This is a genomic window from Streptomyces sp. NPDC001709 (assembly GCF_053596375.1).
The window spans coordinates 1-25,279 of the sequence record NZ_JBSFGB010000059.1; the positions used below are offsets into that span (position 1 = coordinate 1).

The 25,279-nt window shown below is 68.5% G+C and carries 25 protein-coding genes and 8 pseudogenes; 19 read left to right on the top strand and 14 right to left on the bottom strand.

What is annotated here, in order from left to right; translation table 11 throughout:
* The first annotated feature begins 161 nt into the window (after window positions 1–161).
* Window positions 162–704: a GNAT family N-acetyltransferase gene (locus ACWC0C_RS44055; RefSeq protein ID WP_450870486.1), complete on the top strand. Its 543-nt coding sequence runs from the start codon at window positions 162–164 to the stop codon at window positions 702–704.
* Here ACWC0C_RS44055 and ACWC0C_RS44060 read toward each other — a convergent pair.
* Window positions 688–1,523 (bottom strand): annotated as a pseudogene (locus tag ACWC0C_RS44060) (IS5 family transposase). The gene ACWC0C_RS44055 and the pseudogene ACWC0C_RS44060 overlap by 17 nt on opposite strands.
* Before the next feature lie 71 nt (window positions 1,524–1,594).
* Window positions 1,595–2,053, bottom strand: coding sequence for a hypothetical protein (locus tag ACWC0C_RS44065; protein ID WP_450870487.1), 459 nt, complete (start codon window positions 2,051–2,053; stop codon window positions 1,595–1,597).
* Window positions 2,054–2,076: 23 nt separating this feature from the next.
* On the opposite strand from ACWC0C_RS44065, the gene ACWC0C_RS44070 reads away from it, so the two are divergent.
* Entirely contained in the window at window positions 2,077–2,565 is a 489-nt protein-coding gene (locus ACWC0C_RS44070) for a MarR family transcriptional regulator (protein WP_450870489.1), read from the top strand.
* Between the two features lie 97 nt (window positions 2,566–2,662).
* Here ACWC0C_RS44070 and ACWC0C_RS44075 read toward each other — a convergent pair.
* Window positions 2,663–3,031, bottom strand: a pseudogene (locus tag ACWC0C_RS44075) (helix-turn-helix transcriptional regulator); the annotation flags it as partial.
* A gap of 63 nt (window positions 3,032–3,094) precedes the next feature.
* Between ACWC0C_RS44075 and ACWC0C_RS44080 the strand changes: the two are divergent.
* Together ACWC0C_RS44080 and ACWC0C_RS44085 are read left to right on the top strand one after the other, a co-directional pair.
* A complete protein-coding gene (locus ACWC0C_RS44080) occupies window positions 3,095–3,565 on the top strand; it encodes a hypothetical protein (protein WP_450870491.1) in 471 nt (156 codons plus the stop codon).
* Window positions 3,562–4,116, top strand: coding sequence for an NIPSNAP family protein (locus ACWC0C_RS44085; RefSeq protein WP_450870493.1), 555 nt, complete (start codon window positions 3,562–3,564; stop codon window positions 4,114–4,116). Before ACWC0C_RS44080 ends, ACWC0C_RS44085 begins: the two co-directional genes overlap by 4 nt.
* Here ACWC0C_RS44085 and ACWC0C_RS44090 read toward each other — a convergent pair.
* Both ACWC0C_RS44090 and ACWC0C_RS44095 read right to left on the bottom strand, forming a co-directional pair.
* Window positions 3,999–4,490, bottom strand: a complete 492-nt coding sequence (locus ACWC0C_RS44090) for a VOC family protein (RefSeq protein WP_450870495.1) — start codon at window positions 4,488–4,490, stop codon at window positions 3,999–4,001. The genes ACWC0C_RS44085 and ACWC0C_RS44090 overlap by 118 nt on opposite strands.
* A gap of 559 nt (window positions 4,491–5,049) precedes the next feature.
* Window positions 5,050–5,247 (bottom strand): hypothetical protein, encoded by a 198-nt coding sequence (locus ACWC0C_RS44095; RefSeq protein WP_450870497.1) that lies wholly within the window; start codon window positions 5,245–5,247, stop codon window positions 5,050–5,052.
* Between the two features lie 146 nt (window positions 5,248–5,393).
* Between ACWC0C_RS44095 and ACWC0C_RS44100 the strand changes: the two genes are divergently transcribed.
* Both ACWC0C_RS44100 and ACWC0C_RS44105 read left to right on the top strand, forming a co-directional pair.
* A complete protein-coding gene (locus ACWC0C_RS44100) occupies window positions 5,394–6,203 on the top strand; it encodes a DUF6461 domain-containing protein (protein WP_450870499.1) in 810 nt (269 codons plus the stop codon).
* A gap of 179 nt (window positions 6,204–6,382) precedes the next feature.
* Window positions 6,383–6,826, top strand: coding sequence for a hypothetical protein (locus tag ACWC0C_RS44105; RefSeq protein WP_450870501.1), 444 nt, complete (start codon window positions 6,383–6,385; stop codon window positions 6,824–6,826).
* A gap of 449 nt (window positions 6,827–7,275) precedes the next feature.
* On the opposite strand, the pseudogene ACWC0C_RS44110 reads toward ACWC0C_RS44105, so the two are convergent.
* Window positions 7,276–7,396: pseudogene (locus ACWC0C_RS44110) on the bottom strand (IS630 family transposase); the annotation flags it as partial.
* 112 nt (window positions 7,397–7,508) lie between these two features.
* On the opposite strand from ACWC0C_RS44110, the gene ACWC0C_RS44115 reads away from it, so the two are divergent.
* A complete protein-coding gene (locus tag ACWC0C_RS44115) occupies window positions 7,509–7,661 on the top strand; it encodes an SPW repeat protein (protein ID WP_450870503.1) in 153 nt (50 codons plus the stop codon).
* A gap of 81 nt (window positions 7,662–7,742) precedes the next feature.
* Here ACWC0C_RS44115 and ACWC0C_RS44120 read toward each other — a convergent pair whose 3' ends face one another.
* Window positions 7,743–8,657: a hypothetical protein gene (locus tag ACWC0C_RS44120; protein WP_450870504.1), complete on the bottom strand. Its 915-nt coding sequence runs from the start codon at window positions 8,655–8,657 to the stop codon at window positions 7,743–7,745.
* A 35-nt stretch (window positions 8,658–8,692) separates the two neighbouring features.
* On the opposite strand from ACWC0C_RS44120, the pseudogene ACWC0C_RS44125 reads away from it, so the two are divergent.
* The 5 genes and pseudogenes from ACWC0C_RS44125 to ACWC0C_RS44145 all read left to right on the top strand — a co-directional run.
* Window positions 8,693–9,751: pseudogene (locus ACWC0C_RS44125) on the top strand (glycosyltransferase family 2 protein); the annotation flags it as partial.
* 103 nt (window positions 9,752–9,854) lie between these two features.
* Window positions 9,855–11,483 carry a polysaccharide deacetylase family protein gene (locus ACWC0C_RS44130; protein WP_450870506.1) on the top strand — a complete coding sequence of 543 codons (1,629 nt, stop codon included), beginning with the start codon at window positions 9,855–9,857 and terminating at the stop codon, window positions 11,481–11,483.
* Complete coding sequence (locus ACWC0C_RS44135) at window positions 11,484–12,386, top strand: hypothetical protein (RefSeq protein ID WP_450870507.1); 903 nt, start codon at window positions 11,484–11,486, stop codon at window positions 12,384–12,386.
* Window positions 12,387–12,914: 528 nt separating this feature from the next.
* Window positions 12,915–13,559 carry a LysE family translocator gene (locus ACWC0C_RS44140; protein WP_449200038.1) on the top strand — a complete coding sequence of 215 codons (645 nt, stop codon included), beginning with the start codon at window positions 12,915–12,917 and terminating at the stop codon, window positions 13,557–13,559.
* 137 nt (window positions 13,560–13,696) lie between these two features.
* Entirely contained in the window at window positions 13,697–14,437 is a 741-nt protein-coding gene (locus ACWC0C_RS44145; protein WP_450870509.1) for a class I SAM-dependent methyltransferase, read from the top strand.
* Between the two features lie 88 nt (window positions 14,438–14,525).
* Here the strand turns inward: ACWC0C_RS44145 and ACWC0C_RS44150 are convergent.
* The 4 genes and pseudogenes from ACWC0C_RS44150 to ACWC0C_RS44165 form a co-directional block, all read right to left on the bottom strand.
* Window positions 14,526–14,741: pseudogene (locus tag ACWC0C_RS44150) on the bottom strand (IS5/IS1182 family transposase); the annotation flags it as partial.
* Window positions 14,742–14,799: 58 nt separating this feature from the next.
* On the bottom strand, window positions 14,800–15,417 hold the full coding sequence (locus ACWC0C_RS44155; protein WP_450870510.1) for a hypothetical protein: 618 nt from the start codon (window positions 15,415–15,417) through the stop codon (window positions 14,800–14,802).
* A gap of 202 nt (window positions 15,418–15,619) precedes the next feature.
* Window positions 15,620–16,588, bottom strand: a complete 969-nt coding sequence (locus ACWC0C_RS44160) for an alpha/beta hydrolase (protein ID WP_450870511.1) — start codon at window positions 16,586–16,588, stop codon at window positions 15,620–15,622.
* 603 nt (window positions 16,589–17,191) lie between these two features.
* A pseudogene (locus tag ACWC0C_RS44165) lies at window positions 17,192–17,295 on the bottom strand (transposase); the annotation flags it as partial.
* A gap of 152 nt (window positions 17,296–17,447) precedes the next feature.
* On the opposite strand from ACWC0C_RS44165, the gene ACWC0C_RS44170 reads away from it, so the two are divergent.
* Complete coding sequence (locus ACWC0C_RS44170) at window positions 17,448–17,852, top strand: MarR family winged helix-turn-helix transcriptional regulator (RefSeq protein WP_450870513.1); 405 nt, start codon at window positions 17,448–17,450, stop codon at window positions 17,850–17,852.
* Between the two features lie 392 nt (window positions 17,853–18,244).
* Here ACWC0C_RS44170 and ACWC0C_RS44175 read toward each other — a convergent pair whose 3' ends face one another.
* A complete protein-coding gene (locus tag ACWC0C_RS44175) occupies window positions 18,245–18,760 on the bottom strand; it encodes an NAD(P)H-dependent oxidoreductase (RefSeq protein WP_450870515.1) in 516 nt (171 codons plus the stop codon).
* A gap of 147 nt (window positions 18,761–18,907) precedes the next feature.
* On the opposite strand from ACWC0C_RS44175, the gene ACWC0C_RS44180 reads away from it, so the two are divergent.
* The 4 genes from ACWC0C_RS44180 (at window position 18,908) to ACWC0C_RS44195 (ending at window position 21,528) form a co-directional block, all read left to right on the top strand.
* A complete protein-coding gene (locus tag ACWC0C_RS44180; protein ID WP_450870540.1) occupies window positions 18,908–19,576 on the top strand; it encodes a nitroreductase in 669 nt (222 codons plus the stop codon).
* A gap of 99 nt (window positions 19,577–19,675) precedes the next feature.
* Window positions 19,676–20,404 (top strand): SDR family oxidoreductase, encoded by a 729-nt coding sequence (locus ACWC0C_RS44185; RefSeq protein WP_450870516.1) that lies wholly within the window; start codon window positions 19,676–19,678, stop codon window positions 20,402–20,404.
* A 137-nt stretch (window positions 20,405–20,541) separates the two neighbouring features.
* Entirely contained in the window at window positions 20,542–20,712 is a 171-nt protein-coding gene (locus ACWC0C_RS44190) for a hypothetical protein (RefSeq protein ID WP_450870518.1), read from the top strand.
* Window positions 20,713–20,856: 144 nt separating this feature from the next.
* Complete coding sequence (locus ACWC0C_RS44195; protein ID WP_450870520.1) at window positions 20,857–21,528, top strand: nitroreductase; 672 nt, start codon at window positions 20,857–20,859, stop codon at window positions 21,526–21,528.
* 59 nt (window positions 21,529–21,587) lie between these two features.
* Here the strand turns inward: ACWC0C_RS44195 and ACWC0C_RS44200 are convergent.
* Together ACWC0C_RS44200 and ACWC0C_RS44205 are read right to left on the bottom strand one after the other, a co-directional pair.
* Window positions 21,588–21,940: pseudogene (locus tag ACWC0C_RS44200) on the bottom strand (dihydroxyacetone kinase subunit DhaK); the annotation flags it as partial.
* A 79-nt stretch (window positions 21,941–22,019) separates the two neighbouring features.
* Window positions 22,020–22,421, bottom strand: a pseudogene (locus ACWC0C_RS44205) (transposase); the annotation flags it as partial.
* 267 nt (window positions 22,422–22,688) lie between these two features.
* On the opposite strand from ACWC0C_RS44205, the gene ACWC0C_RS44210 reads away from it, so the two are divergent.
* Window positions 22,689–23,222, top strand: coding sequence for a GNAT family N-acetyltransferase (locus tag ACWC0C_RS44210; protein ID WP_450870521.1), 534 nt, complete (start codon window positions 22,689–22,691; stop codon window positions 23,220–23,222).
* A 605-nt stretch (window positions 23,223–23,827) separates the two neighbouring features.
* Window positions 23,828–24,688, top strand: coding sequence for a polysaccharide deacetylase family protein (locus ACWC0C_RS44215; RefSeq protein ID WP_449201707.1), 861 nt, complete (start codon window positions 23,828–23,830; stop codon window positions 24,686–24,688).
* Window positions 24,689–25,279: the final 591 nt, after the last annotated feature.

Consider the following 25,279-nt stretch of genomic DNA (forward strand, 5'->3'; position numbering starts at 1 on the left):
GCTGATGATCGCTGCACGAGACGCGTTCCCCACCACACGGCCATGATCGACGATCAGGAGCTCGACGTCTCCCTGCCTACCGTGCACGAGCTCGTAAGGCGTGTATCGAAAGTGCCTGGTGAGGATGGCGGAGAGCCCATTTTGTGATCCAGAATGATGGGATGGTCACGCTTGAGACTCCCCGGTTGATCCTGCGCCGCTGGCGCGAGGAAGACGTTGCGCCCATGGCCGCCATCAATGCCGACCCCGAGGTCATGCTGTGGATCCGTGACGGCAGCGTCCGTGACGAACAACAGACTCGCGACGGGATCCAGGCATGGGAGAGCGAGTGGGAGTCACAGGGCTTCGGCCTGTTCGCCGTGGAGATCCGGTCCACTGGCGAGCTGGCCGGGTTCACCGGCCTGTCGGTGCCCGGCTTCTTGCCGGAGGTACTGCCGGCGGTTGAGGTCGGCTGGCGGCTGGGACGTTCCCACTGGGGGCAGGGCTTGGCCACCGAGGCCGCAGCGGCCGCCGTACGGTTCGGGTTCGAAGAGCGAGGGCTGGAGCGGATCGTCAGCATCACTCAAGTGGGCAACGACGCCTCCGAACGGATCATGACCAAACTGGGGATGCATCCGGTCCGTGAGACCGTCAATCCCACCGGCGGTCGGCGAGTACGGGTGTTCGAGTTGTCGTCGGACCAGTACGTCACCACCACTCGTTGATGGCGGCAACGAGGACGGTAGCCTCGTAGCGGACCCGAGTTTGTTGTACCTGGTGGCCACGGCTCGATGTCTCTTGAGGCGCTTGATGCCGCACTCGACCGCGTGCCGGGCCTTGGAGTCCTCTGGGCCGAACTTCGGTGGCCGGCCACCGCTGGCCCGCGCTTCCTGCGGTTGCGGACCTGGTCGGCCTTGTCCGGAACGGTGCAGCGGATTCCCCGGCGGCGCAGGTAGGCGCGGTTCTTCCGGCAGGCGTACGCCTTGTCAGCTCGCACGTGGCCAGGGCAGACGCGCGGCCGACCCGGCCCTATGCGGGGCACACGGACCTTCTCCAGCACCCGGGCTTCTGACCCTGCTCGACAGCCAGGTGCAGCTTGGTCGTGAACCCGCCGCGCGAACGCCCCAGCCCGTGATCACCGGGCTCGTCGAAGACACCGCCCGGTGGTTCCTTCTGCAGGTCACCCTGCTTGCGGGCCCCGGCTGCATGCTGATGGGGCACGGCACACAGTGGAGTCGACGCTCAGGTCCCACACGATCGCGCCCTCCGCATCGGCCATGGCGCCTGGAGCCGGGTGAGAACCTGGTGCCAGGTGCCGTCTCGCTGCCACCGGCGAAACAGGCCGTAGATCCAGCCCCACGGCCCGTACTCGACGGGCACGTCCCGCCACGGCACCCCGGTGCGGACCCGGAACCGTACGCCGTCGATCAACTGCCGCCGGGATCAGACCGGCGGCTGCCCCACCTTCCTCCTCTTCGGCAACAACGGCTCCGGCACCGCCACTGCTCATCCGTGAGATCTCCCCGCCCATGAACCGAGATCATCCACAGTTCAAGATCCACTTGAGTGGGGCGTGCGCAGACCAGAGTGGGCGACCCTGGCCTGCGCACGCGCGTCAAGCCACCGCGCCGGCGATTCCGGTGCGGCCGTCGGGGACGCCGGCGATCGTCACGATGACCTGTTTGCGGACGGCCTCGCCGAGCGCGTCGGCCAGTGCGTCGGTGACGGTGGCGACCAGGCGGGCGGGGGCGTCCGGGACCTCGGGCAGGTGGTATGCGGCCTCGCGCATGCTGAGGGTGACGAGAGGCGCATCGTGGTCGATCGGGTTGCCGCCGATACCCCGGCGGTGCTGCGGGATGCCGATCAGGTCCACCCCGACGAGGCGGCGGAACTCTTCGCCATAGACGGCACCCACCGCGTCGGCCAGGGCGCTGATCAGCTTCGGTTCTACCGTTCCGTCCAGGGCTTCTTCACGGATGTGCACGATGAAGTGCGGCATGGTGGCAACTCCGTTCACGCCGGTACGTAGGATGAAGGCAAGCTGGCTTTGCCAGCAAAACACCTTTGAAGTCAAAGATAAATATGGAGAGGTGTGCGATGTCAAGGCCCAAGGCGCGCGACGCGGCAGAGGGTGGCGAGAACGGGGTCGATGACACCGTCAGGGCCCTGCTGCTGCTCATGCCCCGGATGGTCGGCAGAGTCAAGAAGATCCCGGTGCCCGAAGCGCTGCAGTCCTCTGCGCTGGCCCCGCGACACCTCTCACTGCTCTCCTACCTGCTCTTCGACGGGCCGATGACCGTAAACGAACTGGCCGCCCGGCTGCAGGTCGCGCCGACGACGGTGAGCCTGCTGGTCGGCGACCTGAGCCGGAAGGGGATCCTGGAACGGCGCGAGGACGAGGCGGACCGGCGTCGGCGGATCATCGGTATTGCGGCCGATCAGCAACCCGCGATCACTGCCTGGCTCGCCCCGGGCGCAGCTGCGTGGCGCAAAGCGTTGGCACCCCTGACGCCGGATCAGCGGCGGCTGTTCGTTGACACTTTGCTCGCATACGAAGCCGCGGTCGGCGGCGAAGAGCCAAGCTGAGCCGAGCCCGCAGGCAGCGGATATCCCACGCGGGGACCGGCCGTGCCGACGGTCACGTGATTCGGCTCTGCCGGAGATCTTGTGACCGGTGTGCGTTGCGCAGCTCCGCCGGAAGGGTGGCCCGCAACTTGAGTCGGGTGGTGGCGAGCGCCTGGCCGAGGCCGAGTTCGGCAGCGGTGCCGGGGAGTGCGGCGAGGAATGCGGCCTGCGCCTCGTCCGCGGTCGGTCCGGTGAGGCGGGTCCGGTAGCGGTCGACCGGTCGGTAGCCGCCCGCATGTCCAGCGTCGTCGTACAGCGGCACTCCGGCGGCGGCCAGCGTCTCGACATCCTGGTAGCCCGTACGGACCTCGACGTCCTGATAGACGGTACGGACGGAGATCTCCAGCTCCTCGGCCAGCTGCTCGGCGGTCATCCGGCCCCGGTTCTGGAGCAGCAGAAGCAGGGAGACCAGTCGACTCGCGTGCATGCGCCCAGTAGCCCGATATCCACTGACAGTGGGTGTCAGTGGAGTGCTCCTAACCTGCGGCACATGGACGACTTCGACTTCCTGCACGGCTCCTGGAACGTGGCCAACCGCCGCCTCACCACCCCGCTCGGCGGTCCGGGCGCCGGCACCTGGCAGGAGTTCTCCGGCCACTCGGTGATCCGGCCCCTGTTCGGGGGCGCCGGCAACATCGACGAGATCACCTTCCCCACCCTCGGCCGCCAGGGCGTGACCCTGCGGCTGTTCGACCGCGAAACGCGTCAGTGGTCGATCCACTGGTCAGACAGCCGGACCGGCCGGCTGGACCCCCCGGTGATCGGCGGTTTCACGGGCGACCGCGGTGACTTCCACGGTGAGGACACCTACGAGGGCCGCCCGATCCGGGTGCACTTCACCTGGTACCGCCTGGGCCCGGATGCTGCCCGCTGGGAGCAGGAGTTCTCCGGCGACGGCGGCCGGAGCTGGGAGCTCAACTGGATCATGGACCTCACCCGCACCGGGTCGGCCGGCGCATGAGCATCGTCGAACTCCGCCAGTACACCCTGCATCCCGGCGCCCGGGAGACGTTGATCGAGCTGTTCGAGCGCGAGTTCGTAACCGGCCAGGAGGCGGCCGGCATCACCGTCGGCGGCCGGTTCCGCGACCTCGAGGACCCGGACCGCTTCGTCTGGCTGCGCGCGTTCCCCGACATGACGCACCGCCGACGCGCGCTGGAGGCGTTCTACACCGGCACGGTCTGGCGGGAGCACCGCGACGCGGCCAACGCCACCATGATCGACAGCGACGACGTCCTGCTGCTGCGCGGTCCGGGCTTCGCGCCGGAGTCGGGCACTCACGAGACGGTCGCGACGGTCTGCCAGCCGTCGGACGAGGCCGCCTTCGACGCGTACGCCGCCCGGCACCTGGGCCCGCGCCATGCGCTGCACCGCACCGAGCACGCCGAAAGCGACTACCCCCTGCTGCCGGTCCGTACCGGGGTGGACATCCGGGTCTGGTTCGGCCCGGCCGAGGCACCACCCTGGCCGATCCGGCGGCTGCGGCTGGAACCCGTCACGACTTGCAGGTGACAGCACCGCACTATGACTCCGACCAGCATGGCGCCCAGGGCAAGTACCTTCGCCTCTGCCGGATCCAGGTCTTCGACTATCACATCAACATGCATCTGGGCCGGACGATCAGGGTCGCGCCGCTGTGGCGACCGAAATCCGACGATGCGCTGGAAGGTTAGGGTCTCCGGGCCTGTCGTGCTCTTGAGTACGACGTAGTCCGCCGTGTCTTCCACCCGCGACAACGACAGCAGGCCCTCGTAGAAGGAGCCGTCACAACACTCCAGGCAGCACCCGAGCTTCTTGGATACTGGCGCAGGTTCCGTGTTCTGTGCGAGGCGTGGTGACCAACTCACCCAGTGAACTGACACGGACGCGGTGAAACCGCGGTACATGGCGCAGCGTCTTGATCCCCAAGGCCGGGAGAACGCATCCGAGTTATGCCATCTCGGGCCTATGGGAATGTATCAAGAGAGGCTGGTTCAAAATGACACGTTGGAACCGTTCCCTTTACCGCGGTGCCACTCTGGGGATGGCCGCTGCCGCAGTGGCCCTGCTCTCAAGCTGCACGCAGAACAGCGCCACAGCGAACAGCACTACTCAGAACGCGACGCACACGCCTTCTTCGTCGGCCGTAGCGTCCACAACGGCGGGCACTACCACTGGGCACACTGCTGCCGGCTCCTCGGCCAAGACCGGCGGCTGCCGGTCGCTGCCGGCGTCGCCCACTGTCAAGGCGAGCGTCACGGCGGCCTACCGCAGACACGCTCAACCGTCCCTCACCCACATTGCGCCTGTCAAGGGCACTTTCTACTACGGCAGTTGCGACGGAGTCCTCTACGCGGGAACCCGATTCCACCTCACTCCCGGCAGCACGGAGGCGGAGCAGGTCGCCCTGCAGGATGACGGAGCTGCGATGAAGTACTTCGTCGATCACCCGGGCGCCGGTTGGCGCTACGTGGCCAGCGACAGTTTCCCCGCCGGCCCCCGGGGGTGTGCCGCCATTGCCCAGATCCCGGCCCACCTCGCTGCCCTGTGGAGCGACTGCCAGTCGACGGCAGGCGAAGGGTGACCTCCTGAGCCGAAGTAGGCGGTGCCCCGGTCGCCGTCAGCGGTGTAGACGAGGACGACCGCGCCCTCTCGCTTCCCCACGGTGCCAGGGTAGCGCTGGACGACGGTCGTACCCGGCGGTGTCCACATCCACCGGGTCCTGGACGTGGGAGCGGCGGGAGAGCAGGCTGCTCCGCGAGTGCGCTTTTCCTGGCACCTTGTCAGTGGCAGCAGGCAGACTGCGGTGCATGACTTCGGTGACCTCACGTGACTATGCCTGGATACGTTCCTCTCCGTGGTTCGACTACGCGTTGGAGACCGGGTACACCCTGACCCTGCTGCGGGGCGTCGCCCCGAGGGAGGTGCTGCGCGTGATGGAGGCGGAGCCCCTGGGTACGTGTATGGGGGTGGACGCGCTGATCGAGCGGCAGGATGAACTGCTCGACCCGACGGACTACTGGGACGAATCCTTCATTGCGGGCGTGTTCACCGTGCCGAGCCAAGGCGGCGGCGATTGGACGCTCGTGTTGCACGTCGGAGAAGGGGGCATGGGGATGCAGTCGCGTTTCCTGGAGGCCCTGTCGGCGGGCGGGCGCGCCGTGGTGCACTCCAGCAATGGAGGCAAGCCCATGCACTTCTTCAACTGGTATGAGGACGGGGAACTTCGGACCACCTTCGAGTGGCCCACAGCAAGGTACGGCAGCACCCCCGATGCCCTCGACTCGGTGATGCGTGAGGTCGGTTTCGAACTGTCGGACGACGAGGGCGAGACGAGCGGGCGTGTCGATACCAAGGCGGCGGCCTTCGCCCTCGCCGAGCGGCTGACCGGGGTTCGGGTAACGGAGGAACTGCTCCGGGATGCCGAATACCAGCTCGGGCTCGTACCCGAGGAGCCCGTCGAGGAGTGGACCGGCATTGTCATTGACATCGCCGATGCCCACGGCGAACGCCTCTCCAAGGAGGTCACCCGCGACGAGATCGGGGGCGCTGTGGCCCGCGCCCGCGCCGAGGCCGCAGAACCGATTGTCATCCGCGGGCCTTCATCACCTGCTACCTGACCGCAGTCTTGTTTTACTGGCGCACAGCACTTGTTCCACAGCTGTCGCATGCCTGGTTGGCTAGGGCGGCGTTCAGCGGCCCCAGCGAGGCGACCCCAATTGGCCCCAGTTCGACGCCGAGTTGGGCGGCCTAGCCTCTGGGAGCTGGTGATCAAGCGGTTCGGGGAGGGGCGGGGCAGGTGTGGGGGAACCGGGAAGAGACGCCGCGCGGGCTGCGTGCCGGGTGCGTGGCGCTGTGGGCGGTCGGCGCGGTGCTGCTGGGGAGATCACGCGGGATTCTGGGCGCGAACAAGGCGTTCCTCACCAATGTCCTCTCGTCCCTGACGGCCGCGGCGTTCGGCATCCCGCTGGCCCTGGTGATCCTCAACCGGGTCGCCATGGTGCAGGCCGAGTCGGTGGAAGCACGTGCCGGGCGGCGTCTGGCCATACGGGTGGCCGGTGATCTTGCCACGTCCGTGTCACGGCTGGTCCCCGGGCCCGCGGCTCGTCTTGAAGACGCGGCCGCGGGCCTGCTCACGGTGGAGCGGACTGCGCAGGCAGCCCTCAAGGGCTGGGAGCCGAACCGGGACGACGGCGCTTTAGCTGAGCTCCGGCACCAGCTCACGGACGGGACGCTGGAATAGGCCCTGGGGGAGTTCCGTGCCGCAGTGCGTCCGGGCAGCGCGGCCGTGCCGGCGGTGGCGGAAGTGGCGGAGCGCTGGTCGTCTTTGAACACGACCGTGCGCAGCAGGCTGCTGGAGACCGGCGGGGCCTGGGCGAGCGCGCATCTGGCCGCCCATATCGACGAGTACGTATCCCGGCTGACGCCGAACCCTATCTGGACGGCTGGCTCCGCGACCTGGACATGGCCCAGCAGCGGTTCACGGACAGCGGGGACATCTCCGGGCACTGCAGGAGCTGTGGCGTCAGCTGGAGATGGGATCCGAGGTGGCCGAGGCCGTGATCGCACTCGGCACTTTGAGCCGGGCTATTTCGCTGTGCTGGTCCTGTTCGCCTTGGTGCGGGCCAGACGGTAGGACTCGGGTCCGGTCTCGATCAGGGGGCGTAGAAGGTGAGCCGGTCCACGATCGCCGCGCAAGGCCGCGGTCGAAGTGGATGCGGTAGATCAGCCGCGGCCGGTGGCCGGCTTTGGTGCAGAGCAGCCCCGCCATCGAGACACGGTTGGTGCCTGCGGCGGTGACCCGCGCCACCGGGAGCTAGTGATCCTCGCTGGAATCTACGCCGTCATCTCCGGCTGGACGCTCCGACTTCCAGGCTGCCCTGCCGACATTCGCGCTCAGCAACCTGAGCTGCGGCATAGCCCTGTTGGATGCCTGGCTGATCGCTTCCCCCTGGGTGCTCGCCCGGCACCCGGGCACCGTTGCGATCCTGAGCAACGTCATCACCGGTGCCGTCGTATGCCTGCTCGGGCTCGTCGCCGGCGGCATGCTGATGAGCAAGGTCAGAAAGGCGACATGATCCCACCGGCCGGCCCCGGCCGCTGGTGACCCCGAGGGCCGCCGCCCGCGCTCCCCGCGGGCCGACGGCCCGCGTGTTGCCTCAGCCGGGGTGGAAGGCGTCGGCCTCGGCGGTATCTGCGTCCCACGTCGAGGAGCTGGTGTCCGCGTGCTCCGGCGGGGGCGCGCTGTCGTCCGGGGGCGGGGTCGTAGGTGTGGCGACGTCGAGAGGATTGGTGTCATCGGGGCCGGTCAGGGCGTTGCCGGGGTCGAGGGAAGGGTGGGGGTGGTCGGGTGTGCCAGTTGGTCCGCCGGACGAGGTGTCGCTCTCGTGTGTGGGATACAGGGCGTTGTTCTCGTATGAGGGGAACAGGAGGCCCGGATCCGGGTGGCCGGCGAGGTCCGGTGACGGCCCGGCGGGATGGGTGGGATCGAGGAGGACGGCGTCCGGCTCGGCGGGGGCGAAGGAGGGGAGCTGTTCTGGGTGGGGAGTGCTCGCATCCAGGACGGGGTCGGCCGGGGTGACGACGTGCGGGAGTGGGGCAGGAGCGTCCTGGACGGTCGTGACGGCTTCCGGAGGCGTCTGAAGTGCCGTGATCGCCGTGTCTCCGTGCGGGCCGGCCGCAGCGAGTACCGCCTTGTCGCCTGCACCGGCCGGTGCGGTCGAGTTCGACGGGGAGTCGGGCTCTGGCGCCCCGGGTTCTGCCTCGGGGACCTCGGGTTCGACAGGCGGCAGCGGGGATTCTGAGGGCTCCATCGGGAGCCCCTCGCCGATTTTTTCGAGCAGATGGTCGAATATATGTTCGCCGCCCTCCTTGACCGCCAGCTCGCCGAGTTCCTTCGCCGCCTCCTTCACCGCCGCCTCCGAGAGTTTTTCCACGACGGCCTTGCCCAGGATCCCGGCGATCTCCTTGGCGAGCAGGACGTATTCCACCGGGTTGGTCTCCGACTCCACGGCGTCCTTGAGGTTCGGATTCTTCTCGGAGAAATGCATCTCGGGGTTTCCGAGTCTGTCCACGCCGAAATGTATGAATCCGAGGTCCTGGGTCACGAGGCGCGAGTGCGGCTGCCCGATCTCATCGCCTCTCATGTTGTACCTGGCCTCGCCCGGATGGCACCCGGAACGTGCTGCGCCGCCTGGAGGCCGAGCTCGGCATCACCGTGATCTACCTGGACAAGAACCTCGGCAAGAAGCACGCCCTGGTCCGTGCCTGCGAAGTGGCCGACGGCGACGTCATCGCCTTCACCGACTCGGACTGCGTCCTGGCCCCGGACGCCCTGGGCCGCTGCATCCGCGCCCTGGTCGCCCACCCCGAGCTGGGAGCGGTGAGCGGCCACGCCCGCGCGCTCAACGCGGGCCTCACCTTCTTCACCAAGGCCCAGGACGCCTGGTACGAGGGGCAGTTCCGGGTGGCGAAGGCCGCCGAGGCCACGTTCGGCTCGGTCACCTGCGTCTCCGGACCGCTGGCGGTCTTCCGGCGTGACGCCATCTACAACTATCTGCCCGCCTGGGCGGGTGACCGCTTCCTGGGCGCGCCCTTCCGCTTCGCCACCGACCGTCAGCTCACCGGTTACGTCCTCGGCCAGAAGTGGAAGGGCCGGGCGCTCAAGCGCCGGTACGCGGACTCGCCCTTCGTCACCGCGCAGGACTACGCGGAGCGCGAGTGGCGGATCGGCTACGTGCAGTCGGCCAAGGTGTGGACCAATGTCCCCGCCCGTTTCCGGCCCTTCATGAAGCAGCAGATCCGCTGGAAGAAGAGCTTCATCCGCAACCTGTTCTTCGCCGGCTCCTTCATGTGGCGCCGTGGCCCGGGGCCGGCCGCCCTGTACTACGGCCATGCCCTGTGGGTGAGCGCCGCCCCCTTCATGGTCTTCTGGCACCTGGTCTGGGCGCCGCTGCACGGCGGAGCCTTCCTCACCCTGCTCTACCTGTGCGGGGTGTTCCTCAAGGGCTGCGTCTGGGGTCTCGCCTTCAAGATCGAAAATCCGGGGGACGTCCGCTGGCGCTACCGGCCGCTGATGAGCATGCTCTCCGCGCTGCTGCTGGCCTGGCTGCTGCCCTATTCCCTCGCCACCATCCGGCGCGGGGTCTGGTCGAGGAGCGCCACCTGATGAACACCCTGCGCGCGGTCACGCGCCTGCTTGCCGCCCTGCTGTCCATCGCCGTCGTCTGCGGCGTCTACCTGATCGTGCTCTCCCGAGGAGGGATCCTGCCGTGATCTGGACCGATCTCCTGTCGAAGCCGGCGAACCCGCCCGGCGGCCCGGTCGGCCGGGTCCGGCACCCCCGACGCGGCCTTGCGTACTGGCCGGTCCGCTTCGGGCTGGGCCTGCTCGCGCTGGCCGTACTGGCCCTGCCCTTCTACGCGGCCGACCAGTACTACCTGTACCAGAAGTACATGAGCACCCAGGTCAGGCTGTCGGACATGAACCTTTCCCCGCACACTCCCGCCCAGTGGAGCCGGGCGGGGCAGGGACTGCCGGCCACCTCGGCCCCGGTGGTGCTGGCGTACCACGACATCAGCCCGCACCCCGGCCCCTCCGTGGTCACCCCGCGAGCCTTCGACCAGCAGCTCAGCGCCCTGCAGGCGGCCGGCTACCACAGCCTCACGACGGACGAGTTCATCGACTACCTCAAGGGCGGACCGGTTCCGCCCCGCTCGGTCTACCTCACCTTCGACGACGGCCCCAACGGACTGTGGGTGTACGGCGACCGCATCCTGGCCCGGCACCACATGCACGGCGCGGTGTTCCTGATCACCGGCCGGGTGGACCACGACCGACCGCACTACCTGTCCTGGCTCGAGATCAAGCGAATGGCTCACTCCGGCCGCTGGGACTTCCAGGACCACACCCACGACCTCCACCGGCGCGCCGCGGTCGACGCCGCCGGACACAAGGAGTCCGCGCTCTCCCACCGCCTGTGGCTGCCGGACGGCAACCGCCTGGAGACACAGGCGGAATACCAGTCCCGGATCAAAGCCGACATCGGGCAGTCCTTCGACGACATCACCGCACATGGCCTGCCCGCACCGCGGCTCTTCGCCTTCCCCTCCTCCGAGGCCACCGAGCGCGCCGACGTACCCCTGCCGGGACCGACCCTGCAGGACCTGCTGTCCAAGTACTTCACGGCCACCCTGACCGACGTCTCGGTACGGCCGCTCACCGCCAGCCGCCGCGCCGCGGCCGCGCACCAGGTCCAGCGGCTCGAAGTGACCGGCTCGACCACCCCCGAGCAGCTGCTCTCCCGGATCGCGCAATGGGTCCAGGTCCCACCCGCCGGCAACCTCCTGGACCGGCCCGACCTGTGGACCCGTCACGACGGGACCCACCAAAGCGGCCTGGGCCCGTTCGTCGGAGCAGGGCCGTTCCCGGCCCGCGCCCGCCACGTCGCCGCCGACTACCGTCGCACGAGCAGCCTTGACTGGAGCGACTACCAGGTCGACGCCACCGTCGCAGGCCTGGGCGACGGCACGAACCAGGCCTCGGTCACGGTGCGCAACGACAGCCTCGACCCCGTGACGGTGACCGTCAGCCGGGGCAGCCTGACCCTCGCGCACGGCGGCCACAGGGTCGCGACACGCCGGCTGGCCCCCGCGTCGTCCCACACCATCCGGGTCACCCTCAGCGGCGCCACCACCACCGTCCAGGTGGACGGCACCACCTCGGTGAGCTGGACCTCCCACGGCAGCAGCAGCGACCTCACCGGCGGTGTCGGGATCCGGACCGGGATCAAGCGGGCCAAAGCGTCCTGGCCGACCTTCACCGCACTGCGAGTCTCGTGTAAAGCGCCGCAATGCGACGCGCACCCGGCCTCCGACAACCGGCAGACCAAGGGGGTGTAGGTGGTGACTGCCCCCTTCCGCCGGCGCCGCCACCCCGCGTCCCCGGCCGACGCCGAAGCGACCCGCCACCACACCGAAGGCCGGCGGACGAGCGCGGCCGAGGCACGCGGACCGTCCCGGCGGGCGGTGCTCGGCGGCCTGCTCCTGGGCGCCGCGGCAGCGGGCGCCGCGGCCGGCACCGCCGCGGAGCTCCTCACCGGGCCGAAGCCGGCGCGTTCCTTCAGGGCCCGCTTCCCCGCGGACGGCCTGGTCACCAACGAGTACGCCTACCGCAATCCGCACGACCCGCTGGCGCGCACCTCGCCGGACTGGTCCGTCACCAGCGGCTCCTTGTTCGCCCGCGACGGCGACGGCTGGACCGGCCCGCCGGACGTGGGGGACACGGGCCCGGACTCAACCCGGCACACCGACTCGGCCGTCTTCCGACTGGTCACCCACCGACGGGACTTCGGGGCGGTGAAGGTGCGCACCACGGTGTGCCCGGCGCCGCCGGCCACCACCGAACGGACGCCCGCGCAGGACTGGGACGGCGGCCACATCTGGCTGCGCTGTCACGGTCCCGAGGAACTGTACGCGCTGAGTTTCCGCAGGCGTGACGGGCTGGTGGTGATCAAGCGCAAGGTCACGGCCAAGGACGCCTCGGCCGTGGACGGCGGGGGCTACGCCACGGTGGCCGAGCGCAGGCACACCTTCCCCTACTGTACCTGGCACCGGGTGACGGCCGGCGCGGTCAACACGCCCTCCGGCACGGTGCTCCTCCGCCTCGACATCGACGGGCAGACCGTCCTGGCCGCCGAGGACCGCACACCGGGCCCGCTGTTGACGCCGGGCGGGGTCGGTCTCCGGGCGGACAACACCGAGCTGCTCTTCAGGGACTTCACCGCGCTGGTGCCGCGCAGTTGAGCCACGGGGCAGACACCGGCCGCCCCACGGCCGGCGGATTCCACGATCGCACCGGCACCGTGGCGGGGTAGGCGGCGCCGCCGTTCTCCGGCCTCACCCAGGAGCATGTTTTGTACACCGCGACGACCGAGTCGCCGAGGGACACCGCGAGCTCGCCGGAGCTCACTTGCCACTGCGGCTGTACCTCCTTCTCCGGCGCAGCTGACAAGCTGCGCCGGCGGCCGCTCCTGCCCCGGACGGCACGGTGTGGTCTGGTCGTAGCCGTTCACGTCGGCCACGCCGCACTCGTGGACGCCCACACCAACGGTCGTGATCAATACACCTAGCACCGTTGTTCCTTCAGGACAGCCGTGGGTGGCACCGACACCCTCTGCGGCAGATGGAGATCACCGCAGAATTTATGGAACGCCACTACCCGCAGGCCCGCCAAAGCCCACCCACGCTGCAGTCTCGGGACGAGGCCTAGAGGGGACGGTTCGCCGTCTGTTTGGATGACCTCTGAAGGGCTATCCAGGAGGTGGCAGACACATGGTGTCCACGGAGAGCGTTCTCGCGTTCGCTGCGATGTCACTATTGGTGATCGTGATTCCAGGGCCGAGCGTGCTGTTTGTGATCGGCAGAGCCCTGGCGCACGGCCGCCGCACGGCGCTGGCGACCGTCCTGGGTAACCTGATCGGTTCGTACCTTCTGGTGACGGCTGTGGCGTGGGGCCTGGGCACACTGGTGGAGACTTCCGTGGCGGTGTTCACGGGCGTGAAGCTGGCTGGCGCGGCGTATCTCGTCTACCTGGGCGTGCAAGCATTCCGGCATCGCAAGCTGATGCGCGTGGCGGACATGGAGGCCCCGGCGGGTGAGCGGCGCGGCGATCTGCGCACGGTCCTGGACGGTACTTTCGTGGGCTTCACCAATCCGAAGGGCCTCATCTTCTTCGCGGCGGTGCTGCCGCAGTTCGTGAACCACTCGGCGGGCCGTGTCCCGCTGCAGATGATGGTGTTGGGGCTGGTTCCGGTGGCCATCGGCCTGATCACGGACACCCTGTGGGGACTGGGTGCCTCGGCGGCTCGTTCCTGGTTCGCCCGCTCGGACCGCCGCCTGTCGATGGTCGGCGGGGCGGGCGGCTTCGCGATGATCGGGCTGGGCGTGACCGTGGCAGCGACGGGCCGCGCCGACTAGGGCTCGTCCGGCGGATCATGGGCCGAGCCAGAGCCAGAGCCGGAGCCAGAGCCAGAGCCAGAGCCGGACCGAGGCGGGGGCCGGCCAGTGCCCTAATCGTGTTGACCGCCCCCGGCAGGCAGTGCTGGAGTCGGCACGTGGACAGCATCCCCGCCAACCGGCGGTTCTGGAACCAGATCAGCAGCGTCTACCAGCACGAGCACGACCCGCAAATCGGCGCCACACCCCGGCTGTGGGGGATGTACTCCATCCCCGACGCGCACCTGCACGCCCTGGGCGACGTCACCGGCAAGCGCGTCCTCGAACTCGGCTGCGGCGCCGGCCAGTGGTCCAGGGCGCTCGCCGCCGAGGGCGCCACCGTGGTCGGGCTCGACCTGTCCGAAGCCCAACTCGCCGCAGCGGCCCGCGCGATGGGAGCAGCCCGCTACCCGCTGGTGCAAGGCGCCGCCGAACAACTCCCTTTCGCCGCCGACAGCTTCGACCTGGTGTTCTGCGACTTCGGTGGGCTCAGCTGGGCGCCCCCGCACCTGGCCGTCCCGCAGGCCGCACGCGTCTTGAGCCGAGGCGGGCGCCTGGTGTGCAACGTCGCCAGCCCATGGTTCGAAGCTTGCTACGACGAAGCCGCCAGCCGCGTGACCACGACGCTGCAGCAGGACTACTTCGGGCTGAACACCATCGCCGAAGGCGACGGCGCGACCAGCTATCAGCTCACCTACGGCGACTGGGTCAAGGTCCTGCGCGGCGCGGGTCTCATCATCGACGACCTCATCGAGCCTCGGCCCGAACTCGGAACACCCAACGGCTACAACGAAACCGACCCACCCGACTGGGCACACCGCTGGCCGGCGGAACTGCTCTGGGTAACTCACAAACCGTAAGTTCCGCCGCGCCGAGACGTGAAGGCATCCTCTCGCCGGGCAGGCCTAGGGCCTGTCCGGCTGATGATGGGCGGAGCCGGAGCCGGAGCCGGAGCCGGAGCCGGATCGAGGCGAGGGTGACGGTCCCGTGGAAGACGTAGGCGCGTTTGTCGAAGCGTGTGGCCACGGCCCGGAAGTTCTTCAACGCGTTGATCGTCCGCTCCACTTCGTTCCTGCGTCTGTAGATCGTCTTGTCGAAGTCGGCGAGCCGTCCGCCCCTGCTGCCGCGTCTTTTGCGGTGGGCCCGCTGATCTCGGGGCTCGGGCCGTCCCGCCTCTGGACCTGGCCGGCTGACACAGTGCGTGCCGGCTGGTGGTGGGGCTTCAGAACGGGCGGTCGGTCGTGCCCAGGACGACCAGTTCGGTGCTGTCCAGCACCTCCGCGAGCGCCTGCGACGCGCCGCGCATGTGGAAGTAGTCCCACTGCGCGCGGCGGATCACCTGGTCCGGGTGGCTGAGCGCGCGCAATACGTCCCAGTGCAGGGCCTGGGCCCAGACGTAGCCCGGTTCGCCGTCGACGTCCATGTCCTGCACGTCGATCGGGGTGTCCGCGAGCGCGGAGGCCAAGCGGCGGCTGTCCACGGGCCCGGCGGCGAAGTCCAGGAACGCAGTGGGGTCAGCACCCAGGGGCGCGTCGTTGGCGCTCTCATCGTCCCGGTCCGGCCAGGAGTCGTAGCGGTGGGCGCGCACTCCGTCCCGCCAGACCTCCAACTCCAGTCGGTCACCGTCGTACTGGAAGGCGGCCAGCACCGGGGCGCCCAACTCGGCGCTGATCGGCCCGGCGAGCGCGAAGACACGGTTGTCGTCGACGGACCGGTCCGGATGGACGAGGCAGAATCTCGGCCCGGCGGGAATCGCGTAACCAGCCGCGCAGACCTCGCGCAGGACGGGGGCCGCCTGTTCGAGCGGCACGGGAATCAGAATCGTGCCGTACGTGGTCACGGCCTCACCTCCTGGGACGCGGTGACCCTACGTGGCGGTGAAGCTACGAGCAAAAGAAATACGCCCACTTCGGATCGCGCTCGTTCGATGATCTCGCCGAGCCTTCCATGACGAGCTTTCGACGGGGATGCCCACCACGGCAACGGCACCCAGCGCCCTTCGAGCAGGACCCCGATGTGCTCACCATCTCGGTGTACAGGCCCTAGGCTTGGCCGGTTCCGAGGGCGTTGCGCAGGAACAGTGTGGCCTGATCGATGGCTCCACGGGCGGCGTTGGACTGACTGAGCGAGTTGAGCATCATGAAGTCGTGGACTGTGCCGTCGTAGCGCACGGTGGTTACCGGAACACCGGCTGCTCGGAGCTTGGCGGCGTACGCCTCACCCTCGTCGCGCAGCACGTCGGCCTCGTCGACGATCAGCAGGGCGGGTGGGAGGCCGGTGAGCTGCTCGACGCTAGCGCGGTTGGGAGACGCGGTGATCTCCGCGCGCTGGGTCGGGTCGGTCGTGTAGGCGTCCCAGAACCACTCCATCAGCTTGCGGCTCAGGTAGTAGCCGGTGGCGAACTGGTCGTAGGAACCGGTGTTCATGGCCGCGTCCGTGACCGGGTAGTACATGGACTGCTGTACGAACTTGACGTCACCGCGTTCCTTGGCCATGAGGGCGAGTGCAGCGGTCATGTTTCCGCCGACCGATTCCCCGGCCACTGCCATGCGCTGTGCGTCCAGTCCCTTGGACGCTCCCTCGCGGACGATCCACTGCGCGGTGGCGTAGCCCTGCTCGATGGCCACGGGGTAGTGAGCCTCGGGCGACGGCGTGTACTCCACGAAGGCCACGGCCGCACGTGCGTTGACCGCCAATTCACGCACCAGGCGGTCGTGAGTGCCGGCGTTGCCCAGGACCCAGCCACCGCCATGCATGTACAACACGACGGGCAGTGTTTCGGTAACGCCCTGCGGTTTGACGATGCGTACCCGTACGTCGCCCACCGCGGCGGGTACGGTGACCCACTCCTCGTCGACCGGCAGCTTGTCGACCGGCGCGGCCTGGAGGTCGTCGAGGACCTTGCGCGCTGCGGCTGGATCCAGCTCGTACAGGAAAGGATGCTGCGAGGTTGCGTCGGCGAGCTCCTGTGCCTCTGCCTCAAGAACGATCGATGCGGTCTGAACAGCCATGGGAATACTCCCTGGAAAGTCCGAGAAGCGCATGGTAACGAGCACACGACGCTGATGAGCGTCGCGGTGCGCTCGGGCTGTGGGGCGGCCAGTGGAGCCTGCGCCCTGGTTCAAGCCCACGCTGAAGCTAGATCCAGCATAGTCACGCATTCTCTGCCGCTGCATTCCAAGAAGACGCCCGCCCCCGTCCCGCACGCGGGGTGCGCGTCTCGGTGACGACCCAGCGCCATGGTCGCTGGTACGCACGAGAATGCGTGAGAGTCCGCCGGGCCAGCGCCGTCTCACGGAGATGTCGTATCCGGTACCTGAAGGCCGACGAGGTCGGCGCCGGGTCCGCGGCCGGGCCGGGTGGTCCATTCCATCCGGGCGGGTCCGGACGGCCTTGATCTAGGCGGGGTTGATGGCCGGGACCTCTCCCGCGGGGCAGGCCGTACCATCACCGTGACCGAGATCGGCCGTGGCACATCCGTTCACCGACCGGCAGGGCCGACCCGTCAGGTTCACGCCCGTGGCGACGGGGACGGGGCGGTGTGGATCGTGCTCACCAGCTGAGCTTGTTCTCCTTCCTCTTCGTTCCTGCGGATATCGTTCCTGCGGATATAGAGAGCCGTCCGCCGGCCAACGCCGGTGGCGGTCATGCACCGTCTTCCGTTCCCGAGGCGCGTGGGCAGATCCTGCCACGGGATGCCAGTCCGCTGGCGAAAGAGAGCAGGGTCGCAGCAGACGCTGCCCGATTTAGTTTCAATCGATACCGTATCGAATGAAGTAGTCTGGGCTCATGTCCGCCGACGTGCCTCACCAAACCACCCCTTCGCGTGCGACCGACCGCCCCGGGGACGCCTCGCCTTTCGCTCTAGGCTTGCTGCTGCGCCGGGCGCACTGGCGCGCGGCCGCGGTGATGGGGGAGGCGCTTCGTCCGCTCGGCATTGAGTTGCGGCATTTCGCGGTGCTGATCGAGCTGGTCAACCACGGTCCTACGGTGCAGCGGGACCTGGTGGCGGCGACGGGGTCGGACAAGGCGGGAATCATGCGGGTCGTGGACGACCTGGAGCGGAAGGGTCTGGCCGTGCGCAAGGCCGTTCCGGGGGACAGGCGGGTGCGGGCGGTGGAGATCACACCTCAGGGACTCGAACTTTTCGACGCGGCCCATGTGGCGGCGGGGCCGCTGGCCGAGCGGCTGGTCGTCGAACTGGGACCGGGCGAGGCCGAGCAGCTGACGGCCCTGCTGGCCCGGCTTGCCCATCCCGCAGACGACGAGTTGTAAGCCCGCCCGCGCACCGGTTGCCCGCCGCGTCGGCGCGCTTCGTCTCGTGCGCCTTCCGCGGAGACCTCCGGCCTGGAGAGCTGCGGCCGTCGTCGTTATGCGCCGACCTGGCGACGAGCGGTTGGTCAGGGCTTCGTTGCCGACGGAGCGAGTCGGCACGGCTGCCGTGCCGCATGCCTGGCCGGTGACGTGCGTGCTCTTCAGTCGTGGCTGGCATCACCGTCGTATCGCCGGGCGTCTCGCCGACAGGGCGAACCCGCTGCCGTCCTCAGCGGGGGGCTGCCTGACCCAGGTGCCGAGGCGTCGGGGCGCTCTCGGAGGGGGCGCAGGCCCCGAGGGTGCCGTGTGACGTCCTGGGTGAGGCGTCACACGGCATCCGCCGACCGCGAGGGTTACTCAGCGAGACGCTCTACGAGTTCCTTCGCCTTGGCGGTCGCATCCTCGAAGGCACGGTTGCGGGACGCCTCGTAGAGGGGGACCAGTTCTGACATGGCCGGATTGCGGGGAGCCGTGGTGAGTTCAGGGACGATGAAGTCGAGGTCCAGGCCGAGAGATCGCTTGAGGACTGCCTCCAGATAGTTCTGTACGAACTCGTAGCCCTCGCGCGGGGTGCCCGGCGCGTAGGAGCCGCCGCGGCTGGCGTCCGCCTCTTCCAGTTCCTCGATGAACTTCACGCGGGCGGCGAGCGCGGCAGGCTGCTCCGGGGTGCGCTCGGCGGGGGCGGCGTAACCGGCGGACCAGGCGTCGGCGGTGATGTGCGGGACGGAATCGGCAGCCAGGTTGCGGTAGATCACCGTGCCCTCCGGGTGCTGCTCCTCCCAGGTTGCGCGGAACGCGGCTGTGACCGCACGGGACGAGAACGCCTCGCCCGGGAACACGGACGAGTCGATGTGCAGCAGCGTAGCCATGGGCTTTCTCCAAAGAACCGCGCCCTGAGCGGGGAGTCAGGGCCTGAGGATTTGTGACCCCCGATAGTTTCAGACGATACGGTATCGAGTGATACCATCTTGAGTGTGACGAAGATGTACCCGTCGAGCAGATGGAGGTGGGTGATCATGGACGTCTACGAGGCGGTCACGAGCCGACGAGCGGTGCGTCGGTTCACCGACCAACCTGTCCAGAGGCAGACGCTGGAGCGGGTGCTGTCCGCTGCGGCCTGGGCGCCGTCCGGATCGAACATCCAGCCGTGGCGCGCCTACGTGCTGACCGGCGCACCGCTGGCCGAACTGAAGAAGCGCGCCGGCGAGCGCCTGGCCTCGGGCGACCGCTGGGATGCGCCGGAGTACGAGATGTATCCGCCCGGACTGAAGCCTCCGTACCGCGAGCGCCGATCCGCCTTCGGCGAGCAGCGCTACGGTGCACTCGGCATCGCGCGTGAGGACCTGGAGGCACGCCAGCGGGCCGCTGCCGCGAACTGGGACTGCTTCGGCGCGCCCGCCGCCCTGTTCTGCTACATCGACCGCGAGATGGGTTCGCCCCAGTGGGCCGACGTCGGCATGTATCTGCAGACCGTCATGCTGCTGCTCCGCGCCGAAGGGCTGCACAGTTGCACGCAGATGGCCTGGGCGAAGTACCACAAAACCGTCGCGGAGGTCCTGTCACCCCCGGACGGACTCATCCTCTTCTGCGGCATGTCGATCGGATTCGAAGACGTCACAGCAGGTGACGCCCGCATAGGCAGGGCGCCGCTCGACGAGACGGTCACGTTTGTCGACGGTCTCTGACGCCGTCCCTCATTGGTCAATCAACGAGCCGTTTCATGCCGCAGCCACATAGCGGTTCATATGCCATATTGCGCATGCAATCATGACGAAAGGCATGTTATGAAGATCGCAGTCATCGGTGGTACCGGACTGATCGGGTCGCAGGTCGTCAAGAACCTGAACGCCGCCGGGCACCAGGCGGTACCGCACTCGAAGTCCACCGGAGTCGACATCATCAGCGGCCAGGGTCTGGACGAGGCAGTGGCGGGAGCCGACGTCGTCGTCAACCTGACGAACTCCCCGACCTTCGACGAGGCCTCCCTGGCCTTCTTCCAGACCTCGATGGACAATCTGCTGGCCGCGGCCCGCAAGGGCGGCGTCGGCCACTTCGTCATCCTCTCGATCGTCGGCACGGACCAAGTCCCGGAGCTGGACTACTACCGGGCCAAGGCGCTCCAGGAGAAGATCCTCGCGGCCGGGCCGATCCCCTACTCGATCGTCAGGGCGACGCAGTTCATGGAGTTCATGGACGCCGTCCTGTCCTGGACCGCCGACGCCGACACCGTCCGGCTGCCCGCCACGCCGATCCAGCCGATCGCCTCCAAAGACGTGGCCGCCGCGGTCGCGGAGGTCGCCGCCGGCGCCCCGCTGAACGGCATCCGCAACATCGCCGGCCCAGAGATCTTCACCCTGGACGAGCTGGGCCGGATCACCCTGTCCCACAAGGGCGACAACCGCACCGTCGTGACCGACCCCTCCGCCGGCATGTTCGCCGCCGTCAAGGGCGGCGTCCTCACCGACAAGGACGCCCACCTCGCCGCCACCCGCTACACCGACTGGCTCTCCTGACGCGCACGCGCCCTCTCGGGCACGCAGACCGCAGAGAGCCACGCTTTTGCTGTCGTGGACGATGACAAGAATTCGGCACGGCGGCCAGGGGGATCCATGCCGCTTGAGACTGCAATCGCATCTGCCGACCCCGAACCATGGTGACGGACGGGCTGCGGCTCGACCACCTGCCCGGCTTGCGCGCCGCCGGGCTCGACGCCTTCCGCGTCGTCGGTACGGCACGGCTCCCGGGCGGGTCGGGCCCGTCGGACGCCGCGACGGTCGACCGCCGGCCCACGGCGCGGGACGCGTCGGCGCCGCTGAGCTGACAGGGCTTTCCGGGCGCGGTGCCACCGCGTGATCACCTGTGCGGGGCGTGTCCCGGTGCGATTGTCACTTACGAGGTTCTGGGACCCACTCAGCGGCCCACCGACTGTCAATGAGTAGACAGGTGGAGCGGATGAGGGAGGTAGATGATCTCGGATGTATATGAGGCGGTCACGAGCCGACGGGCGGTGCGCGGATTCACCGACCAGCCCGTCCCAAGGGAGGTCCTCAAGCGCGTACTGTGCGCCGCAGCCTGGGCGTCGTCCGGTTCGAACCTCCAGCCGTGGCGCGCCTACGTGCTGACTGGCCGGCCGCTGGCCGAGCTCAAGAGGCGCACCGGCCAGCGCGTGGCAGCAGGCGACCCCTGGGACGAGCGGGAGTACGAGATGTACCCGGCTGCGCTGAAGTCCCCGTACCACGAGCGCCGATCCGCTTTCGGCCATGAGCGCTACAGCGCACTCGGCATTGCGCGCGAGGACTGGGAGGCGCGCCAGCGGGCCGCTGCCGCGAACTGGGACTGTTTCGGCGCGCCCGCCGCCCTGTTCTGCTACGTCGACCGCGACATGGGGCGGCCCCAGTGGTCCGACGTCGGCATGTATCTGCAGACCGTCATGCTGCTGCTCCGCGCCGAAGGGCTGCACAGGTGCCCGCAGATGGCCTGGTCGGTGTACCGCCGAACCGTCGCGGAGGTTCTGTCGCCCCCGGACGAGCTCATCCTCTTCTGCGGCATGTCGATCGGGTTCGAGGACGCCACGGTGGGCTACACCCGTACGGGCCGGGCGCCGCTCGACGAGACCGCCACATTCGTCGACGGTTAGATGTGACGCGCTCCGGATGCGTCGTTGACCACGAGCCCTCCCTCCACCCGCACCTCGTAGTCGGCGGCCATCTGGAAGTTCAGTACGTCGCCGGTGTAGTTCTTCACGGTGTGCAGGCCCCGGCCGCGCCGTCCACGGCCCGCCTGGCGGCGAGGATCTGGTTCGGTACGGGAGAGGTGAACACCTCACCGGGGCAGGCCGCATCGAGCATCCCATGTCCGACGAAACCGCCGTGCAGCGGTTCGTGTCCGGATCCGCCGCCGGAGACCAGGCCGACCTTCCCGGGGGTCGGTCCGCCCGCGCGGGCGATGTAGCGGTTGGACGTGTTGACCGTCAGCGACGGGTGCGCGGCAGCCACCCCGACGAGGGCATCGGCAAGCACCTCGTCGGGCGAGTTGATGAGCTTCTTCACGGCTCAGGCGCCTTCTTCTCAGGGCAGCGACGGTCGGCAGCGCTGCCGCCAGGAAGGGACAGGTTTCGTGGCGGAGTCGGCGGATGCGGGCGCGTTCCATGCGTTCGGCGGCCAGGAAATCGCGGTGGCGGGCGTTGGCGTTGCGCCACCGCAGGTAGGCGTGCAGGGCCCGGGTCTGCGCGGTGTGGTTGGGGTGGTTGGAGTTAGCGATGGTGAACTGCCTCAGCGGTCCGAAGTGGGCCTCGATGGGGTGGGCCCAGGAGACGTGGGTCGGGGTGAAGCACAACTCGACCTTGTTCTTCTTCGCCCAGCGGCGGATGTCGGCGCCCTTGTGGGCGGACAAGTTGTCCAAGATTACGTAGATGGGGGGTCGATGGCGGTGACGCAGGCGAACTTGGCCACGACGATCTGTCGGAAGGACGGCTGCACTGGGTGCTGCGGGCGTAAAGCGCGAAGCCGTTACAGCGGGGAGGTGAGGCACAGCAGGTGGTCGACCTGTCGACGGTCACGATTGGCTCCGTCCGCGATTCCGTGAATGATCTCGTTGCCGCGGCAGGCTGCCGCCGAATCGGTCTCACCTCTCGAGCGCGCTGCCGAAGTGGCACGTCGTCTGCCCGGCCGTCGGCCCGATGTTTCACCCGTCACGGTGTGCGGTGCAGGCTGCTTGGCGCCTTGTGGTTCCGGAGGCGGCAGCGCGGGTGAGTGCCGGATTACCGATGAGGCCCTTGCCTTCGGCAGGATGGGCGCCATGACAGAGATCCGCACGCCCCGCCTCCTGCTCCGTAGCTGGCACGACGACGACCTCGCGCCGATGGCGGAGATCAACGCGGACCCACGCGTCATGCGCTGGATCGACGACGGCTCGGTGCGCGACCTGGACGACACGGCCGAGGACATCGAGCGGTGGGAGGAGGAGTGGGACGAGGAGGGCTTCGGACTCTTCGCCGTCGAGCTGCTGGGCTCGGGCGAGTTGATCGGCTTCACGGGACTGTCCGTGCCCGAGTTCCTGCCGGAGGTGATGCCCGCCGTGGCGATCAGCTGGCGGATCGGCTCACAGTTCTGGGGCCAGGGATACGCATCCGAAGCCGCGCACGCCACGCTGGAGTTCGCGCTCCAGGACCGCGGTCTGGACCGCGTCGTCAGCATCAACCGGGTAGGTGACAACGCCTCCGAGAACGTCATCCGCAAGCTCGGCATGGTGCCCGAGCGGGAGACGGTACACCCGGTGTACGGCTACCCGCTGCGCGTTCACGCCATCGATCTCACCGAGTTCCAGGCGTGAACCGGTCGAGCCGTCGATCATCACAAGACAGCCGGCCACTGTCCCACGTCCCCGAGCGCATTGATCGCGACGGTTCGGACTCGAGGGACGGATGATGTCTTCCCATCGCTGACCTGCACCTTCACGGAATTGCTGCCAGAGCAGGGACGGACTCGATCTCCGGGTGGTATTGGCACGGGCCGCCGAACAGCGCGTTCGGAGCCCGGCGCAGGTCGCCTGTCCCCCCGGGGTGAGACGGACTTTGCACCTGGCGTCTGTCACCGAGAATCGCCGCCGAGGAGTTGTTCGGACAACCGCCCCAAGGCGCCAATCAATCGCCTGACCTGCGAAAACGCGCCTTTTGCCTGCTTGAGACCCCTGCGTCACACGTCCGCGTCGCTCGACTCGTCGGAAAGAGCCGCGCCGTTACGTGGCGGCGGCCTTGCTCTGTACGACGTACGCCGAGCCCGAGCCCGGCTTGATCGTGGTGGAGGACATGGCCACCGCCTCGCTGCGCATGACCAGCAAACACCCGATTCGGCGAACTCCGAGCCTATGGCCGACGCTCCGCCTCGTGTTGACGAAACGTATCCACTCTGAAGCGAAGAGTCACCAGTCACCAGGTAGTGACAAAAGCCGCAATTTTCGGCGAAAGCTTCGATTTTGTCCGGTATTGGGTCATCGTCGTGGGGTCCCGTCGTCGCCATCCCGAGATGGCCAGCACTGCCAGGAGCAAGTACAGGATGCCGAACCCGAAGTCTGTCCGTCTGCTGCGCCGTGCGGCTCTCGGCTGCATGGTGACCGTCTCGTTCGCCCTGGCCGGCATCGGTACGAGCGCAAGTGCCGCTTCCGACGTCAGCGCGCGGACCGCCCCTGCCGGCGCCCCGAGCACTTCGATCGCCTACAGCACGGCGACGGGCGGCCGGAGCGTGGCACTCACCTTCGACGACGGCCCGGGGCCGGCCACCGGTGAAATCCTGGACCTGCTCGCGCAGTACCACGCGCAGGCGACCTTCTGCCAGATCGGCAAGCAGGCCGCCGCGAACCCCGACATGGTCAAGCGCATCATCGCCGACGGCCATCGGCTGTGCGACCACACCGTGGACCACCCCCAGCCGATGCGCACTCTCCCGCACGACCAGCAGGTCCACGAGATCACCGGAGCCAAGGACATGATCAGCAAGGCTGGTGGGCCAGGCACCCAGATCAAGTGGTTCCGTGCCCCCGGCGGCGATTTCAGCCCCGAAAACCGGCAGATAGCCGAGCAAGCCGGTCTGCGCCCGCTTGGCTGGACCGTCGACACCCGTGACTGGTCGCGCCCCGGTGCCGCCTCGATCCTTGCCACCGCGAAACGGCAACTGCGTCCCGGCGGCATCATCCTCATGCACGACGGCGGCGGCGACCGCAGCCAAACCGTGGCAGCCCTGCGTGAACTGCTCCCCTGGCTGACCCAGCAGGGGTACAGGTTCAGCCTTCCCGCAAGCTGACGCAGCTTCAGTTCGATCTCTGATCCGCCGGTGTCGAACCTGTCTCGTACGTGTTCACTCGGCTGGGCAATCACCGCACGTCAGAGCGGTCTTCGTCTGATCTTGTGTTCCGGAGCAAGAAGTACACGGGACCCGTACGAAGGCCATGGCTGATCATCGCCAGGCCCAGCTCCGGCTCGCCCGCGTCGGCTGCCGCGGACCTGCCCGGTTGCCGCTGATCACTGCGAGACGGTCGTAACCGGTCAGGTGGGTGCGGCTCCCCGACGCAGAACTCATGCCGGTGTCCGCCCGTTGGGCAGCGCACCCCGGCAGCGGTGCAGGTGTGCCGCGGCGAGTTGGGGGAGGCGCGGGCCCGTGTTCTCGTCGGCGGCCAGGGGGCCAGGTTCCCGGCCTCATGTGTGCTGGATGCGTTCTGACCGGGCCGTCCGGGAGCCTGTCAACGGCCGGCAGTCTGCACGGCTGGGGCCTGTCCGGTGGGTGCTGCTGGTGGCGGGGTGCGGGCTCGTCGCCGAGCTGTTGAGAAGACAGGCGGTGGTGAGTCGTCCAGCGATCTCGCAGTGCGGTTCACCGGTGCAGCGACGTGGTGTGCGG